The sequence below is a fragment of the Pseudarthrobacter sp. lyk4-40-TYG-27 genome, from assembly GCF_030209295.1.
Taxonomy (GTDB): domain Bacteria; phylum Actinomycetota; class Actinomycetes; order Actinomycetales; family Micrococcaceae; genus Arthrobacter.
The window spans coordinates 95,828-109,631 of the sequence record NZ_JARVSH010000006.1; the positions used below are offsets into that span (position 1 = coordinate 95,828).

Annotated in this window: 12 protein-coding genes and 2 pseudogenes; 4 read left to right on the forward strand and 10 right to left on the reverse strand. The window is 61.9% G+C overall.

Annotated elements, in window-relative coordinates; translation table 11 throughout:
* Positions 1–320: 320 nt before the first annotated feature.
* From QRM96_RS12245 to QRM96_RS21030, 8 genes and pseudogenes are all read right to left on the reverse strand, one after another.
* On the reverse strand, positions 321–1,442 hold the full coding sequence (locus QRM96_RS12245) for an enolase C-terminal domain-like protein (RefSeq protein WP_285247671.1): 1,122 nt from the start codon (positions 1,440–1,442) through the stop codon (positions 321–323).
* A gap of 221 nt (positions 1,443–1,663) precedes the next feature.
* Positions 1,664–3,232 carry a GMC family oxidoreductase gene (locus QRM96_RS12250; protein WP_285319846.1) on the reverse strand — a complete coding sequence of 523 codons (1,569 nt, stop codon included), beginning with the start codon at positions 3,230–3,232 and terminating at the stop codon, positions 1,664–1,666.
* Between the two features lie 68 nt (positions 3,233–3,300).
* The gene (locus tag QRM96_RS12255; protein ID WP_285247669.1) at positions 3,301–3,957 is read right to left on the reverse strand and encodes a gluconate 2-dehydrogenase subunit 3 family protein; all 657 of its coding nucleotides are present in this window, start codon (positions 3,955–3,957) and stop codon (positions 3,301–3,303) included.
* The gene (locus QRM96_RS12260) at positions 3,954–4,412 is read right to left on the reverse strand and encodes a hypothetical protein (RefSeq protein WP_285247668.1); all 459 of its coding nucleotides are present in this window, start codon (positions 4,410–4,412) and stop codon (positions 3,954–3,956) included. The genes QRM96_RS12255 and QRM96_RS12260 overlap by 4 nt, the downstream gene beginning before the upstream one ends.
* Positions 4,413–4,511: 99 nt before the next feature.
* A complete protein-coding gene (locus QRM96_RS12265) occupies positions 4,512–4,889 on the reverse strand; it encodes a hypothetical protein (RefSeq protein WP_285247667.1) in 378 nt (125 codons plus the stop codon).
* Positions 4,889–5,911, reverse strand: a complete 1,023-nt coding sequence (locus QRM96_RS12270) for an SDR family oxidoreductase (protein WP_285247666.1) — start codon at positions 5,909–5,911, stop codon at positions 4,889–4,891. Before QRM96_RS12270 ends, QRM96_RS12265 begins: the two co-directional genes overlap by 1 nt.
* Before the next feature lie 60 nt (positions 5,912–5,971).
* Positions 5,972–7,033 (reverse strand): glycoside hydrolase family 15 protein, encoded by a 1,062-nt coding sequence (locus QRM96_RS12275; protein ID WP_285247665.1) that lies wholly within the window; start codon positions 7,031–7,033, stop codon positions 5,972–5,974.
* 309 nt (positions 7,034–7,342) lie between these two features.
* Positions 7,343–7,741 (reverse strand): annotated as a pseudogene (locus tag QRM96_RS21030) (trehalase-like domain-containing protein); the annotation flags it as partial.
* Positions 7,742–8,120: 379 nt separating this feature from the next.
* Here QRM96_RS21030 and QRM96_RS12280 point away from each other — a divergent pair.
* The 4 genes from QRM96_RS12280 to QRM96_RS12295 all read left to right on the forward strand — a co-directional run bounded on the left by QRM96_RS12280 (position 8,121) and on the right by QRM96_RS12295 (position 12,635).
* Positions 8,121–9,509, forward strand: coding sequence for a sugar porter family MFS transporter (locus QRM96_RS12280; protein ID WP_285247664.1), 1,389 nt, complete (start codon positions 8,121–8,123; stop codon positions 9,507–9,509).
* A 109-nt stretch (positions 9,510–9,618) separates the two neighbouring features.
* On the forward strand, positions 9,619–9,909 hold the full coding sequence (locus QRM96_RS12285) for a YrhK family protein (RefSeq protein WP_285247663.1): 291 nt from the start codon (positions 9,619–9,621) through the stop codon (positions 9,907–9,909).
* Between the two features lie 521 nt (positions 9,910–10,430).
* Complete coding sequence (locus QRM96_RS12290) at positions 10,431–11,921, forward strand: molybdopterin-dependent oxidoreductase (RefSeq protein ID WP_285247662.1); 1,491 nt, start codon at positions 10,431–10,433, stop codon at positions 11,919–11,921.
* Positions 11,922–12,080: 159 nt separating this feature from the next.
* A complete protein-coding gene (locus tag QRM96_RS12295) occupies positions 12,081–12,635 on the forward strand; it encodes an SDR family oxidoreductase (protein WP_285247759.1) in 555 nt (184 codons plus the stop codon).
* 105 nt (positions 12,636–12,740) lie between these two features.
* Here the strand turns inward: QRM96_RS12295 and QRM96_RS12300 are convergent.
* Positions 12,741–13,424 (reverse strand): annotated as a pseudogene (locus QRM96_RS12300) (magnesium chelatase domain-containing protein); the annotation flags it as partial.
* The gene (locus QRM96_RS12305; RefSeq protein WP_018759991.1) at positions 13,424–13,780 is read right to left on the reverse strand and encodes a YraN family protein; all 357 of its coding nucleotides are present in this window, start codon (positions 13,778–13,780) and stop codon (positions 13,424–13,426) included. The gene QRM96_RS12305 and the pseudogene QRM96_RS12300, both read right to left, overlap by 1 nt.
* Between the last annotated feature and the right edge of the window lie 24 nt (positions 13,781–13,804).

A 13,804-nucleotide genomic window follows, 5' to 3' on the forward strand; every position in this document is an offset into this window, starting at 1 on the left:
TCGGGAGGAGGATCAGGCAGCGAGAAGGGAACGAGGGAGCTGAACCGACTCCGGCAGTTCTTTGAAGGCCTGCTGGCTGGACGGAGGAGCTTGGCCCTTCCCCGGGGGTTGCTTTGGTGTTCAGGTCAAACAACACCGCATCAAACAACCCGACCAATCGTATGACGGCGATTTGTGGTTACCTTTCCGATGGCGGACGCCTGGATCTGATCGGCCACACCGGGAGGCGCTGCCAGGCTCATAATCCTCCCCTGATAACCCTCGACGATGGCGCGGCTGAGTGGGGACCTGGGGTTTGGGCAGGTGTCTGCCACGTTTGTCTAACCCACCCGGTACTTTTCGACGGCCGCGGTGCGAAAGGTCAGACCGTTGCCTGGGGAGTCTGCATCAGGTGCGATCGTGCCGCCGCTGGGGTCCAAGGTCCCGTCAAAGAACATCCCTTCGATCCGGACGTGGTCGTGGAACCACTCCAGATGACGAAAGTTTCCTGTCGCGGCTGCGACGGCAGCGCTCAGGTTCGGCGCACAGTGCCCGGACACCTGAAGTCCATATGCTGCCACCGCAGCGGCTATCCGCAGCCACTGGGTGATGCCGCCGCAGCGTGAGACGTCCAGCTGGACGCAGTCCACGGCCTCGGCTTGACATAACCGCTGGAAGTAAAACAAGTCGGTACCGTATTCCCCCGCGGCGACGTCGGCAGTTATTGCCTCTTTGACGGTCCGCAGTCCGAGCAGGTGATCCGAGGACACGGGCTCTTCAAACCACGCGAGCCGAGATTCCTGAGCCGCTTCGAAAACCCTTATCGCTTGTTTTGCCGTGTAGGCGCCATTGGCGTCGACGAACAGTTCTGCACCGTCCCCGATGATGGTGCGTGCCTCGTGAATGCGCCGCAAATCCCGTGGGATGTCATTTCCGTTGTCCTGACCGATCTTTATTTTCACCCGAGGGATCTGCTGGCCGTGGGCCCAGCCGCCGAGCTGGTCCTCCAGTTGCTGGCGCGAGTAGGTGGTGAACCCGCCGCTGCCATAAATGTTGACCGTGTCGCGCGCCGCTCCCAGGAGGCGGTATAAGGGAAGGCCAAGCAAGCGTGCCTTCAGATCCCATAAGGCACAGTCCACCGCGGAGATGCCGTAGCCGGCGAGCCCGCTCCGGCCGGCATTGCGAACGGCCCCCAGCATCGAAAGGGCAGCGCCTGTGGTGTCCCAGGCAACCCGACCGGAAACAGCCGGTTCGAGCAGTTCTGTGATCAGCTTCGAGCAGGAGGCAGGTGCATACGTCCAGCCGATCCCTTCGCAGTCGCCGGCCCGGGCGCGGACCACAACAACCGTGGTGGAATCCCAGGCGAAAGTGCCGTCTGCCTCCGGGCTGTCGGTGGGAATTGTGTACGTGCCGACGTCCAGACCGATGAGGACCGGATCGGATGTAGTTCGCGTGGCGGCCATGGTCAGCCTTTCTTGTTTGAGAGGTTTCCTGAAATTCTGCTTTGGCTCCACCATGCCGCCGTTAGCACCAACTACTGGAGCCGGAGGCTTCCCCGCAGCTCCTTGGCAACTCTGCAAAGGAGGAAGCATCGGACGTTCGGGTCTCTTTTGCCGTTGTTTGTTCATTTTGCGAGCGGTGGCTGGGCTCATAAGCCGGGGGCTGGACGTGCGGGCCGTGCGGGTTAGGTGGTTTTGCTGGCACCGCCTGCGATCAACCGGTTCGCGGCGCGGGCTGCGACGGCCATGATGGTTAGTGCTGGGTTGGCACTTCCCTGGGTCGGCAATACGCTTCCGTCCGTGATGTAGAGGTTGGGTACGGCGAAGCTGCGGCAATCTGCGTCGACAACGCCGTGCTGTTCGTCGGCGGCCATTCGCGCTCCGCCCACAAGGTGGGCAAAACGTCTAATGGTGATGACTTCCTGGGCGCCTGCAGCCTGCAGGATCTTCTCCATGGCTTCCTGGGCGGCCTGCATCAGTTGGCGGTCATTGTCACATTGGGAGTAGTGGAAATGCGCCACTGGCATTGAATTCCTGTCCTTTTCCGACGCGAGTGTTACTCGGTTGTCGGTCTGGGGCAAGAACTCGCACAGGGCTCCCAGGCAGGCCCAGTGTACGTAGTCGCTCATGTATTCACGCAGTTTCCCTCCCCAATGACCCTGGGCAGCGACGTGTTCTGCCCAGGTGATGGGCAGCGGCGAGACCGTCTGTATGGAGAATCCGCGCTTGTACGGTTTGGATGGGTCGGTTTCGTAGAAGTCCTCGGAGCTGACTTCCGGCGGTGGGGCCTTCCACATCCGTACCTCTGACTCGAACCTACCCGCCGTCTGGGGTGCCCCCTGGACCATCAGGTATCGCCCCACCTGGTCGAAGTCATTGCATAGCCCCTCCGGGAATCGTTTGCAGGCGGAGTTGAGCAGCAGGCGTGGGGTCTCGATGGAATATCCGGCGACGGCGACGATCCGGGCACGTTGGAAGCGGGCCCGTCCGTGCCGGACGTAATGCACCCCGGTGGCCTTGCCCGTTGTGTCGTCTATTTCAATCCTGGTGACCATCGAGTCGGCCCGAACTTCCGCCCCGTGGTGCAGGGCGTCGGGGATATGGGTGATCAGAGGGGAGGCTTTTGCGTTGACCTTGCAGCCCTGAAGGCAGAACCCGCGGTAAATGCAGTGCGGCCGGTTGCCGAAGCGGCCATTGGAGATGGCAACCGGTCCAACTTTGGCCGTAATGCCGGACGCGAGGGCACCCCGCAGGAACAATTCGCCGTTTCCCGATACGGGGTGCGGGCTGTGGGGATATGAGTGTGGGTCGCCCCACGGCCAGTGTTCCCCTGCTACGGGCAGTTCTCCCTCGATGTCTTCGTAGTAGGACTTGAGGTCCCCATACTCCAGCGGCCAGTCGGCGCCCACGCCATCCGTGCTGTAGGTATGAAAGTCGCTGGGATGGAACCTGGGCGTGTAGCCGGCGTAGTGCACCATGGAGCCGCCCACTCCCCTCCCGGAGTTATTCGAACCGAGCGGTACCGGATCGTCCCCGGAAATGATGCGGGGTTCGGTCCAGTACAGATGGTGCGACCCTGCCTCGTCGCTCACCCAGTCGCGTTCCGGGTCCCAAAACGGGCCCGCGTCCAAGGCCACAGCCTTCCAACCTGCTCGGGCCAAGCGCTGCAGCAGGGTCGAGCCGCCCGCACCACAGCCGACGATCGCTACGTCGACCTCTTCCTCGTCGCGAAACTGGGCCATGTCGGTACGCATGGCATGATTTGTTCCAGGCACGGGAGGCAGCAACCACGCAGAGGCGTTGCGATCTTTTACCGAAGCCATCAGCGTTGCCTTCCTGTTCGGGACTTGGCCGTATGTGCTGCAGGATCCTGGGCCGGGCGCGCGTCCGCCACCTCGAAAGGTTCGCGGGCGTTGAGACCGAGATTCTTGTATCCCCGGGGATAGGCGGGCCCGGCGAAACCTATCTCATCCCAGGCCAGGGGGTGCGAGTAGAAGGCCGTGCATGCGTACCGCGTCCACAAGCTCCAGACCCGCGACGCCTGTCGGCCCCGCCACGTTTCCGCTGCCTGGATGTCGGTCAGGAGCAGCGTTTGTTCTTCCCAGGAAAGCTCGACGAATGGCCTTTTCTGGCGTTCACGGGCCTCGGCGTCCAGCTCGGCCAGGGTGCTGCGCCAGGCAGCCGGGTCCGGTTCCATGTCTTCGTAATGCCAGCCGTCAGTCTGTTCCTCCGCCAGCCGGGCATCGACCATGTTCACCACTGGAACCCGGGGCTCGTGGCGCTGGTCAAGCAGCTGATCAAAGAGCGCCCTGGCGGCCGCCTCCTCCGCTACGGTAAAAAACCGCAGGTCTGTGGGCCGTCCCAGGCGGGCCAGCACCACGCCCTGGGTCACCCGGTCCCAATGCGGGGACTGTCGTTGTGCGTCGAAGCCGGGAAAGCGTCCGCCGCCGTCCTTGGGGTCAAGCGGGAGTGCTGTCACTTTTCCCTCCTCAGTACTGCGGCAAGCAAACCCATCCCGCCGACCAGCGTCACCAGAAGCGGTGCCAGTAACGGTGGTCCCATTTCCATGTTGTAGGTCAGGTTGGAGAAACCTCCCGGCTTTTGGGCGATGCCCCGCGCGTGCAGATACGTCCCCTGCAAGCCGTTGGCGACGATCGCCGCGGACGCCAGGGGCAGCGCTGTCTTGGCCATCCTCTTGCTAAAGATTCCGGCGATCCCGGCAGCCGCTCCCACCGGACCGAGGGCGACCGGGAGCCACATGAGTTTGTTGCCGAAGCTTGCCTTGTCGTGTTCAAAATATATTTCCGCAGCCGTAACCAGGGCGCCGACCGCAGTGAGCCCGGAAAGTGAACGCTCAAAGCGTCCGGTTTCCACATTCCGGATAATGCGGTCTATCCCGTGAATGGTTGCCTTTGTTGGAACTGGTGTTTTCATGCCGCTCCCCGTTCTCACGCTGCTTCTCTCTTTATTCCACAAAACTTTCCCTACAACGCAAACCTGGTGCTGATCCCACGTGACCCAATCAGCACCGCATCATCCGCGCCAACGTCGCTCCGGGGCGGGAGAGCCTCTTTTGCGCCGTCCGGCGACCACGAATTCCATGCCTGCGAACAACCCGGCGATCACCGCGTCCAGGGCGGCTGGCCTGCGGCGCCGCCGGTCCGCGATGGCCAGGGCAATCATGCTGACGGAATGCAGTGAGTCCACCACGCCGGCACCCAGATGGAGGGCGGTTGAGGTCGGAACTGCCCCGACGGCTACGGCTTGAATGAGGTGTCTGGCACCCAGAATCCGCATCACTGCCCGGACACGCGAATCCGGTTGCTGGCCTACCGCAACACGGTAAATCGGCGCCGGGAACACCACCTGGCATACGCCAAAGACAGCGCGGGACGCCTCCAGCGCCCTCATCACCGATGCCTCTTTCCCAGCACCATAGGGAAGCACGTCAACAAGCACGCTGCCGCTGCTCCGCTCACCGCGAGAAGGGCACCGTGGTGATGGGATGCCCACAATTGGACGCTTCGGCCTGCTGAGCGGGCATCGAATGCGCCATGGGTGCCGAAGTCCCGCTTTTCGTCGGCCGGTTTCCAGAGGTTGGCTGGCTGTTCGGGGTCGCGCGGTTGCGGCATTTGCTGGGATTTGAATCCTGTCCGGGCAAGGTACCTGTCGAGCAGCCCGGGGGCGACGGCATTGGCCACGAGGGTGCCCATGGTGCTTCCTCCCACCCAGTACTCCCGGCGCTGCGGGTGGGCGGCGGCGTAAAGGACGCCTCGCGCTGCAACTTCGGGCTGGTAGATCGGCGGCACCGGCTGGGCTTTTTTCGGCAGACGGGAAAGCACCCAGCTGAACTGTGGGGTGTTGACAGCCGGCATCTGAACCATCGTTGTCCTGATCGGGATTCGATCGTGCAGCAGTTCGCATCGAAGGGATTCATTGAAGCCCTGGATGGCGTGCTTTGCACCGCAGTAGGCTGACTGGAGCGGGATTCCCCGATAGGCAAGTGCCGAGCCCACCTGGACAATAGTGCCCTGCCCCCGCTTCTTCATCCGATCCAGAGCAATCATTGTTCCGTAGACATACCCGAGATAGCTGACCTCGGTGACGCGCTTGTACTCCTCGGGTTCAATCTCCATAAAGGGCGCGAAGACGGAAGTGAAAGCGACGTTAACCCAGATGTCGATTGGACCGAGTTCCCGCTCAACTTCGGTGGCTGCCGCGTCGAGGGCCTCGTGATCGGAGGTGTCCACCGTGATCGTCAGTGCCCGTCCCCCAGCAGCCTCCACTTCCTTTGCTGCACCAGCCAGCCCTGCTTCTCCCCGTGCCAGCAGAGCGATGGAGGCTCCTTGCTGACCGAAGCCGATCGCCGTAGCCCGACCGATGCCGCCGCTCGCGCCCGTAACGACCACTGTCTTGCCTTTAAAGGTGTTCATGCAATGCTCCTCGTCGTGTCTTGGTTACTTCCCCGAACATGTGGTTGGTGGTGATCGCGGTCAGGAACCCAGGCCTCGCCACGGGGGCGGAGGATCCGCGAGCCGACGCGAGGTTTCGAGCATGGCCGCGTGCACAAAGGCCTGCGGGAAGTTGCCACGAAGTTGGCGCTGCTCGACGTCGTACTCCTCCGTGAAGAGGCCGGGGGAACCACAGGCGGCCCGGTTTCTTTCGAACCAGCGGATCGCTTCGGTGGTCTCTCCGCTCTGATGCAGGGCCATGGCCATGTCAAAACCACAGAGCAGGAAAGCGCCCTCGGACTTGGCCAGGGCCCGTCCATCCTGGCGGAAGCGGTACAAGTACCTGTCCCGGGCCAAGTTGTCCTGCACTGTTTTAAGGGTGGCCACGGACCGGGGGTCATCCGGCGGAAGGGCACCACGGATCACCGGAAGAAGCAGGGAGGCGTCCACGCGGTCATCATCCGGTGCGCGTTGCCACCGCCCGCTGGGGTGCAGGCAGTCGCTGGCCACGTCCGTGATCAACCTGTCAGCCTGTGAGGTCCACTTCGCACCCTGTTGCGATGGGGCGTTGCGCCCAATGGCCCGCAGACCGGCAGCACAAATGAGGCGGGAGTGGGCCCACCGGCGGTTGTCCAGTTCCCACATGCCCGCATCGGGTTCCTGCCACCGCCCCATAATGGCATCTGCGCAAATCTCTGCCGCCTTCCAGTGCTCTAGGTTCAGCCGGTCGTTCTCGGCGGCGGCGGCGAACAGCAGCAGCGACTCCCCGAAGGCGTCCAACTGAAACTGCTTATTGACCCAGTTCCCGGCCCGGCCCGCGCCACCGGGGTATCCTGGCAGCCCAACGTCCCATTCATCCGGGACCTGGCCGCCCTCGGTGGTGTAAGCCGGCCGCATGTCCGGTCCGTCCGCGAGCAGTCTGGAGGCAACAAAACCCACCGCGTCGTCCAGCAGCGGAAACATCTTGCAGGCCGCGACTGCCTGGCCGACATAGCACTGGTCCCGGATCCACGCATAGCGGTAGTCGTAATTCCTCTTCTGCTCCGCCCGCTCCGGCAAGCCCATGGTGGACGCCGCCACCATGGCTCCCCCCACCCCTGTCATTCCGCGGAGAACAGCATATGACTGCCGGCAGTCATCGGCGGATATTGTGTTATCGAACCGCGGGACCACCGAATGCCAGGCATTCTCTGTGGCACTCCAAGTAGGGCCCGGTTCCGCCGGCTCTCCGGGCAATTGCTGGTCGGAGATTTCAAGCACCAGATCGTGGTATTCGCCTTCCGCCAGGTCAAAAACAGCTTCAAGACCGTCGTTCGCGGCCTTGGCCCCCGCCGCACCTACCAGACGTACCCTCAGGTTCCCCGAACGCCCGGTCCAGACACCGCCTTGACAGGAAAGTCTGGTCATTTTGTGCTTGCCGAAGTTCGCCCGTGCGTCCAGAATCATCCGAACGGACGCGGGGCCCAGGGCAGCAGAAATCCGCCGGAGCAGTACGGCACGGGCAGGATCACCTGGATATGCCAGCGCTTCGCGGCACTCTATAATCCCTGTCCCGGTTACCCACCTGCTCACCCAAATCAGGGTGCCGTCCTCGTACTGTCCGCCCCACTCATACCGGGAATCAGTCGGACTTACAGCGAAAGTCCCAGGCCCACCCAGCAGGCCCGAGAAGGTGGCATCATCATGCCAGCGTGGGGCACACATCCACACCACATCTCCGCGGGGACCTATCAACGCCGCCCGGGCACCGTCAGCAACCATCGCATACTCGCGTAAGACATGCGGGGGGAAGTCGGTTGACGCGTCAGCCATACGAACGAGTATAGAGACAATAGTTGCTGGACCGCAATAGATATCCCGAAACCCTGGCTGCTGGAATACTCCGATCTCCTGCGTTCAGTCGCAGCTCTTCTTGCGATTCTTTTACCTTCAGCAGTCAGACAGGGTCCGGTACCACCAATATCGCCGAAAGGGTCAGAAGCATCCTTTTCATTGCGCAACCGCAATGGTATGTTGTAGGCAATTACATGTGGGTTTCCTGTTACCGTCCCGGCAGGAACCTGGAAGAGTCAGAATCGGGAAATGCGCTGCACTGCAGGCGGACCTACCCGTCGGGAACGCCCCAGCAATGCTCACTTTCCATTGATCAGACGTCAAGAGGGAAAGACAAGATTACAGGGAGGTGCTGGCGATGGCTGGGTTTGTAGGCGAGATGCGCCGGAGCGGCAACGGCTTGCTGTTGCGTGCCTCGGTTATCGCGGCGGTAGGTGGTTTGCTGTTCGGTTACGACACCGGCGTAATTTCCGGTGCGCTGCTGTTCATCAAGAGTGATCTGAATGCGAGTGCGACCGCCCAGGAATGGATCGTGTCCTCCCTGTTGCTTGGTGCGATGCTTGGTGCCCTGATCTCGGGGTATCTCGCGGACAAAATCAGCCGGAAATGGACGAAGGTCATTTCCGGTTCCATTTATGTCGTCGGCGCTTTGGGATGTGCCCTTTCGATGAGCGTTCCCATGCTGATCGGCTTCAGGTTCCTGCTGGGGGTATCAGTTGGCACAGCCTCCTTTGTGGCCCCGTTATACATTTCCGAGGTAAGTCCGCCACGCGTCCGGGGCGGGCTGGTGTCCTTTAACCAACTCGCGGTCACCGCCGGAATCCTGCTGGCCTATATAGTGAACTTCCTGTTCCAGGGCTTCACTAACAATTGGCGCTGGATGCTCGGCTTCGGTGTCATCCCCGGCGCGGTCCTGGCCATCGGTATGCTGACCGTCCCACACACCCCTCGCTGGCTCGTGCAGCAGGGCCGCAGCGGGGAGGCGCACAAGGTGCTGGAGCGTTTGCGCGAGGGCGTTAAGGGCGCGCAGGTGGAACAGGAAATCCAAGACATAAAAGAGGCCAACGACGCTGAATCCGCCGCGAAGGTCCGGGACCTGCTTAGGCGCGAAATACGTCCGCTGCTGTGGATCGGTTTAGGTTTGGCCGTTTTCCAGCAGTTCGTGGGTATCAACACGGTTATCTACTACGCCCCGACAATCCTCTCCGACACCGGCCTGACCAAGAGCACCTCCATCACTCAGACCCTGTTCGTCGGGCTGACCAACCTGATATTCACTGTAATCGCAGTACTTCTGATCGACCGGCTGGGCCGCCGCAAACTGCTGCTCACCGGGACAGTGGGGCTTACGCTGTCCTTGGTATTGCTTGCCGTCTACTTCAGCTCCGGCGCCCTCCAACAGCACGCAAGCTATCTTGCGCTGGTGGGTCTGCTGCTTTACATCGCTTCTTTCGCGATTGGCCTGGGCCCGGTCTTTTGGTTGATGATCTCCGAGATTTACCCTACGGGGATCCGCAGCAAGGCCATGTCCGTGGCCACTCTCGTGAATTGGGGCGCCAACTTCCTGGTTGCCGCCACGTTCCTGAGCCTGGGACAGATTATCACCCGCCAGGGCACGTTCTACCTCTATGCCGGCCTTGGCATCCTGGCGTTCCTGTTCTTCCTGAAGAAGGTCCCCGAGACGAAAGACCGTTCTCTTGAGAACATCCAGTCCGACCTGCTCGCGAAGAACACCAGCAGAGACTAGCCCCCGCTCCCTCGACAGCGTTTGCCGGGACTTGTGTTGTTTTATGGCGGACTCGCCCCTGTTTTCCCCCACCAGCCGATGCCGAAATAGCAGCAGAAAGAGGACGGAAATGGATCACTTGTTCGACCCCCGGGGTAGCCAGAGATCCTCGGCACACGAACGGTTGTATGCCACTATCGAGTTCATCTACACTGTGGTCGATTTCTCCGCTGCGGGCCTTTTCATTATCGGAAGCGTCCTGTTCTTTTCTCCCGAAGCAACGACCCCGGCGCTATGGAGCTTCCTCATCGGATCCACCTGTTTCGCCCTTAAGCCGACGCTGCGCCTCATCCGGCAATTCCGCTACCTCAAGCTGGACAAGATCGACACACTGGCCCAAAAAGAAAAAAGCCACGGGTGAAGGGCCATCTCGTGCTGGCGTCACCACCGCTTTTTTGTGCAGCGTCTCAAGCTGGACACCTACTGCGCCTCCCCGGGCCCGGGCCACCTGACACCGCGTATTTTTCGGAGCAACCAGTTCGCTAGAAGCGCCACACCGCCAGCCACAGCAATAACCATGGAAAGTCCGCCCCAACCTGGCGGGCTGCCGGATGAACGGAACGCCGCCTCGGTTCGGGCACGCTGTGCTTGATCCGCCACAGATTCCAACGCTACCGGGGTTGGGAGTTTCCCGAGCCACTGGCGGTCCCTCGTGTGCCGGCTAATTTCGCTGGAAGGGGCGCCGGGGCCACGCCCCCTTAGAAGTGCGGCGCGCAGGTGAGCGAGTTCTTGTTGGACGGTGTCGGTGCCGTAACGGGCCATACCCACCAGTCTGAGCCGAGTCGTTCTTTTCCGCCAGTAGAGCGGAGGCGGCCAAGTGCCACACGTTTATTTGTCGCGGCGAGGCGTCCAATCGTCATCGCCGGGTAATGAGGAGGACGTATGCCTGAGTTTTTTCCCGTGTGGGTGGTGGTAACCCATTTTCTGAACCTTGCCCTGATGCTGATGCTCTTCCGGTCCGGCATAGAGGTACTCTCAGCCTTCCCGAAGTTGTACTGGCATGATGACTGCCCGCCAGGACGTCAATGGCTCCGGTTGTCGAAGAAGAATTTCGGGGCCGACTCGCGTAAACCATGGTCGTCTCTTGACGAGGAGGAGTCCTGGTCTCCGGTGGTTGCCCTTCCGGGCAGAAAAAACCTCGGCCTGGGCCGCCACTGGCACTTCATGACCGTCCAGTTCTGGATACTCACTGGCATCGTGTATGTCGTCACCATGTTTGTTACGGGCTATTGGCAGTACATTGTTCCCACCCATTGGTCGATCATCCCCGATTCGCTGAAGGCAGTCGGCACCTATCTGCAATTCGAGTTGCCGGCCAAGATCCCCGGCGAACCCTTCGAACCGGCACAAAAACTGGCCTACTTCGTAGTGATCTTCCTGATGGCACCGCTACAGATTCTGACCGGCGCAGCTATGTCACCTTCAGTGCTTGCCCGCTTCCCCCGCTACGGGAAGCTGTTCGGCGGGAAACAAGGAGCGCGCAGCCTGCACTTCCTGATCATGTGTGCGTTCGCGGCGTTCACCGTCGTACACGTGTTTTTGGTCATCATCCATGGCCTTCCGCAGGAATTCGCTGCCATCGTTCTCGGGAATCCCAACGGGGACCGCCGGCTTGCCACGGGCATCGGCCTGGCAGGGCTCCTGGCGATCGCAATTTTCCATGTGGTTATCACCTGGTTCTCCCTGCGTTACCGTCGCCGTACCCAACGGCTTCTGGGCCGGTTGGTGAATCCATTTGAGCGGGTCATATCCCGGGCCAGCATTTCGCGTCAGCGTTTCTCCCGAAGCGATATTTCTCCCTTTTTCCGTGTCAACGGTTACCCGCCGCCCAGCAAAGCCTACGAGCAGATGGCAGCGAACGGCTTCCGTGACTACCGCCTGACCGTCGGCGGCCTCGTTGCAGAACCAATGACGTTCTCGCTGCCGGAATTGCGTGAGCTCGGCGAACAACGGCAGATCACCAAGCACAACTGCATCCAGGGCTGGACCGCCATTGCCGAATGGGCAGGAATTCCGCTGTCCGACATCATGCGACAGGTGCAACCCCAGCCCGACGCCAAGCACGTGGTTTTCTACGGCATGGACGACAAAGGCTTGACCGAAGGAGACGGGCGGTACGGTTTCTACTACACATCCATCCCGATCTACCTCGCGTGGCAGCCTCAAGCCCTCCTGGCCCTGGAAATGAACGGCGCACCACTGCCCATCGAACACGGAGCACCACTGCGCCTCAGGCTTGAGACCCAACTCGGATACAAAATGATCAAATGGGTCCAGGGCATCGAATTCGTCACCGACGTCAAGGACATCGGAATGGGCATGGGCGGCTGGCGCGAAGACCAACAGTTTTACGCCAACGCCGCAGGGATCTGACACGATCAGCGAAGCATGCTGTCCCGCACCTGTATCCCAGACCGCCCGGAACCCTCTTTCACCGGGCAACGAGGACGCCCTCAAATGGATCTTTCCCCCAACACCGATACTTCGTATCGTAGATGTCTTCCGCCGATCAAGGCATGAGGTAGGCGTGGACTGGACCACGACGATTCCGGACCATGTCTTACATGGCGCAGCGCTCAACCACTATGGGACAGTGCCGACGTCCTCGTCAATAGCGCCGGCATCATGCTCCTCGGCCCATTCAGCCCTGAGCAGCACCAGGACTACAGGGCCATGATCGAGGCCAACCTCCTCGGCGCCATCACCGCCACCGAGGTCTTCCTCGAGCAGCTCAGGGACGGCAGTGCCGGAGATTTGATCAATATCTCCTCTGTCGCCGGCCGCACGGCCCGCGCCGGGAACGGCGTCTACGCCGCCTCCAAGTGGGGCATGAACGGATGGTCGGAGTCCCTGCGCCAGGAGCTCCTGCCCGGCGTCCGCGTCACCCTCATCGAGCCCGGCGGTGGCGACACGGAATTGCCGACCCACATCACACACGTGGCCACCCGCGAGACCGTCCAGAAAGGCTACGACCAGGCCACCGTCAAGCCCGAAGAGGTTGCCGAGATCATCGCCTTCGTCCTCGCCCGGCCCCGGCACCTGGCGATCAACGAGGTCCTGCGCCGCCCCGCCGACCAACTCGGCTGAGCACAGTAAAAAATCGCACAGAAATCCTGCCATATTGAGCACGACTCTGGGGCGAGGTTCTCCTCATCCTCGAGGCATCCACCACCAGCTCACTTAAAGGTGGAGCCCCGGCGGCCCCGTGAGGAGCAGGTGGTGTGCCCCTGCGGCAGCAACTTCCAACGCCTGGCGTGCCTCGGACTGGCCGGCGACATCGGCCATGTCCGGACACGGCCCGGCCGCCGGGTGTCCATCGTCAACATCGTCGGCGTCGTCCGGTTCAAAGTCCAAGGCGAGCTCCTGCGGATCCGCCCCGAAGTCCAGGGCCAGGCGCGCCAGCGTGCGGTAGCCGCGGACACTGGCGCCAGGCACGAGCGATGCCTCGGCAAGGTTTGCCTGCGCCACCACGACGTCCGGATAGCCGGCTTGTACCGCGGCCATTACGGCAGGCAGGATTCCCCGCACCGGCCGCAGCCGTCCGTCGAGGCCGAGCTCGGCAATGAAGACGGTACGTCCGGTGGCTTTGACATCGTTCGATGCCCTCAGCACGGCCATGGTGACCGCGAGGTCGAAACCCGAACCACGTTTAGGCAGCGACGCCGGGATGAGGTTGGCGGTGATCTTCCGGCGGCTGAGCGGGATGCCGGAGTTCTTCGCGGCAGAACGGATCCGTTCCTTGGCTTCGTTGAGGGCCGCGTCCGGGAGCCCGAGGATGACGAAAGCCGGCAGTGTTTGGCCAATGTCGGCCTCCACTTCGACCACGTAGCCGTTCAGGCCTACCAGGGCGATGGAGTAAGTCCGCCCCAGGGCCATCACCCAACCCCCTTGAGGTGCTCCACCACAGGGTGGCCGCCGCCGTCGTCCACCACGGCGATAACGTCCACGCGGCGCAGGGGCATCCGCAATTCCCGGTCGCGGCACCAGGCGGCGCCGAGCCGGTGCAGGCGTGCCAGCTTCTCCGGCCCCACGGCTTCAAAGGGATGGCCAAAGTCCAGGGAGCGGCGTGTTTTGACTTCTGCGATGACCAGCGCGTCACCGTCAAGGGCCACGATGTCGATCTCGCCCTCGGTGCATCGCCAGTTGCGCTCCACCACCAGCATGCCCAGGGTTTCCAGATAACCGGTGGCGAGGTCTTCGCCGCGCCGGCCCAGCAGGTCCTTCGATTTCATGTCTACCTCCGGAACCAGCTTGGC

Excerpts from the sequence above, each read along its gene's own strand:
- QRM96_RS12245 (WP_285247671.1), bottom strand. The coding sequence starts at position 1,442 with ATGGCCGCCACGCGAACTACATCCGATCCGGTCCTCATCGGTCTGGAC.
- QRM96_RS12250 (WP_285319846.1), bottom strand. The coding sequence starts at position 3,232 with ATGCGTACCGACATGGCCCAGTTTCGCGACGAGGAAGAGGTCGACGTA.
- QRM96_RS12260 (WP_285247668.1), bottom strand. The coding sequence starts at position 4,412 with ATGAAAACACCAGTTCCAACAAAGGCAACCATTCACGGGATAGACCGC.
- QRM96_RS12265 (WP_285247667.1), bottom strand. The coding sequence starts at position 4,889 with ATGAGGGCGCTGGAGGCGTCCCGCGCTGTCTTTGGCGTATGCCAGGTG.
- QRM96_RS12270 (WP_285247666.1), bottom strand. The coding sequence starts at position 5,911 with ATGAACACCTTTAAAGGCAAGACAGTGGTCGTTACGGGCGCGAGCGGC.
- QRM96_RS12275 (WP_285247665.1), bottom strand. The coding sequence starts at position 7,033 with ATGACAGGGGTGGGGGGAGCCATGGTGGCGGCGTCCACCATGGGCTTG.
- QRM96_RS12280 (WP_285247664.1), top strand. The coding sequence starts at position 8,121 with ATGGCTGGGTTTGTAGGCGAGATGCGCCGGAGCGGCAACGGCTTGCTG.
- QRM96_RS12285 (WP_285247663.1), top strand. The coding sequence starts at position 9,619 with ATGGATCACTTGTTCGACCCCCGGGGTAGCCAGAGATCCTCGGCACAC.
- QRM96_RS12290 (WP_285247662.1), top strand. The coding sequence starts at position 10,431 with ATGCCTGAGTTTTTTCCCGTGTGGGTGGTGGTAACCCATTTTCTGAAC.
- QRM96_RS12305 (WP_018759991.1), bottom strand. The coding sequence starts at position 13,780 with ATGAAATCGAAGGACCTGCTGGGCCGGCGCGGCGAAGACCTCGCCACC.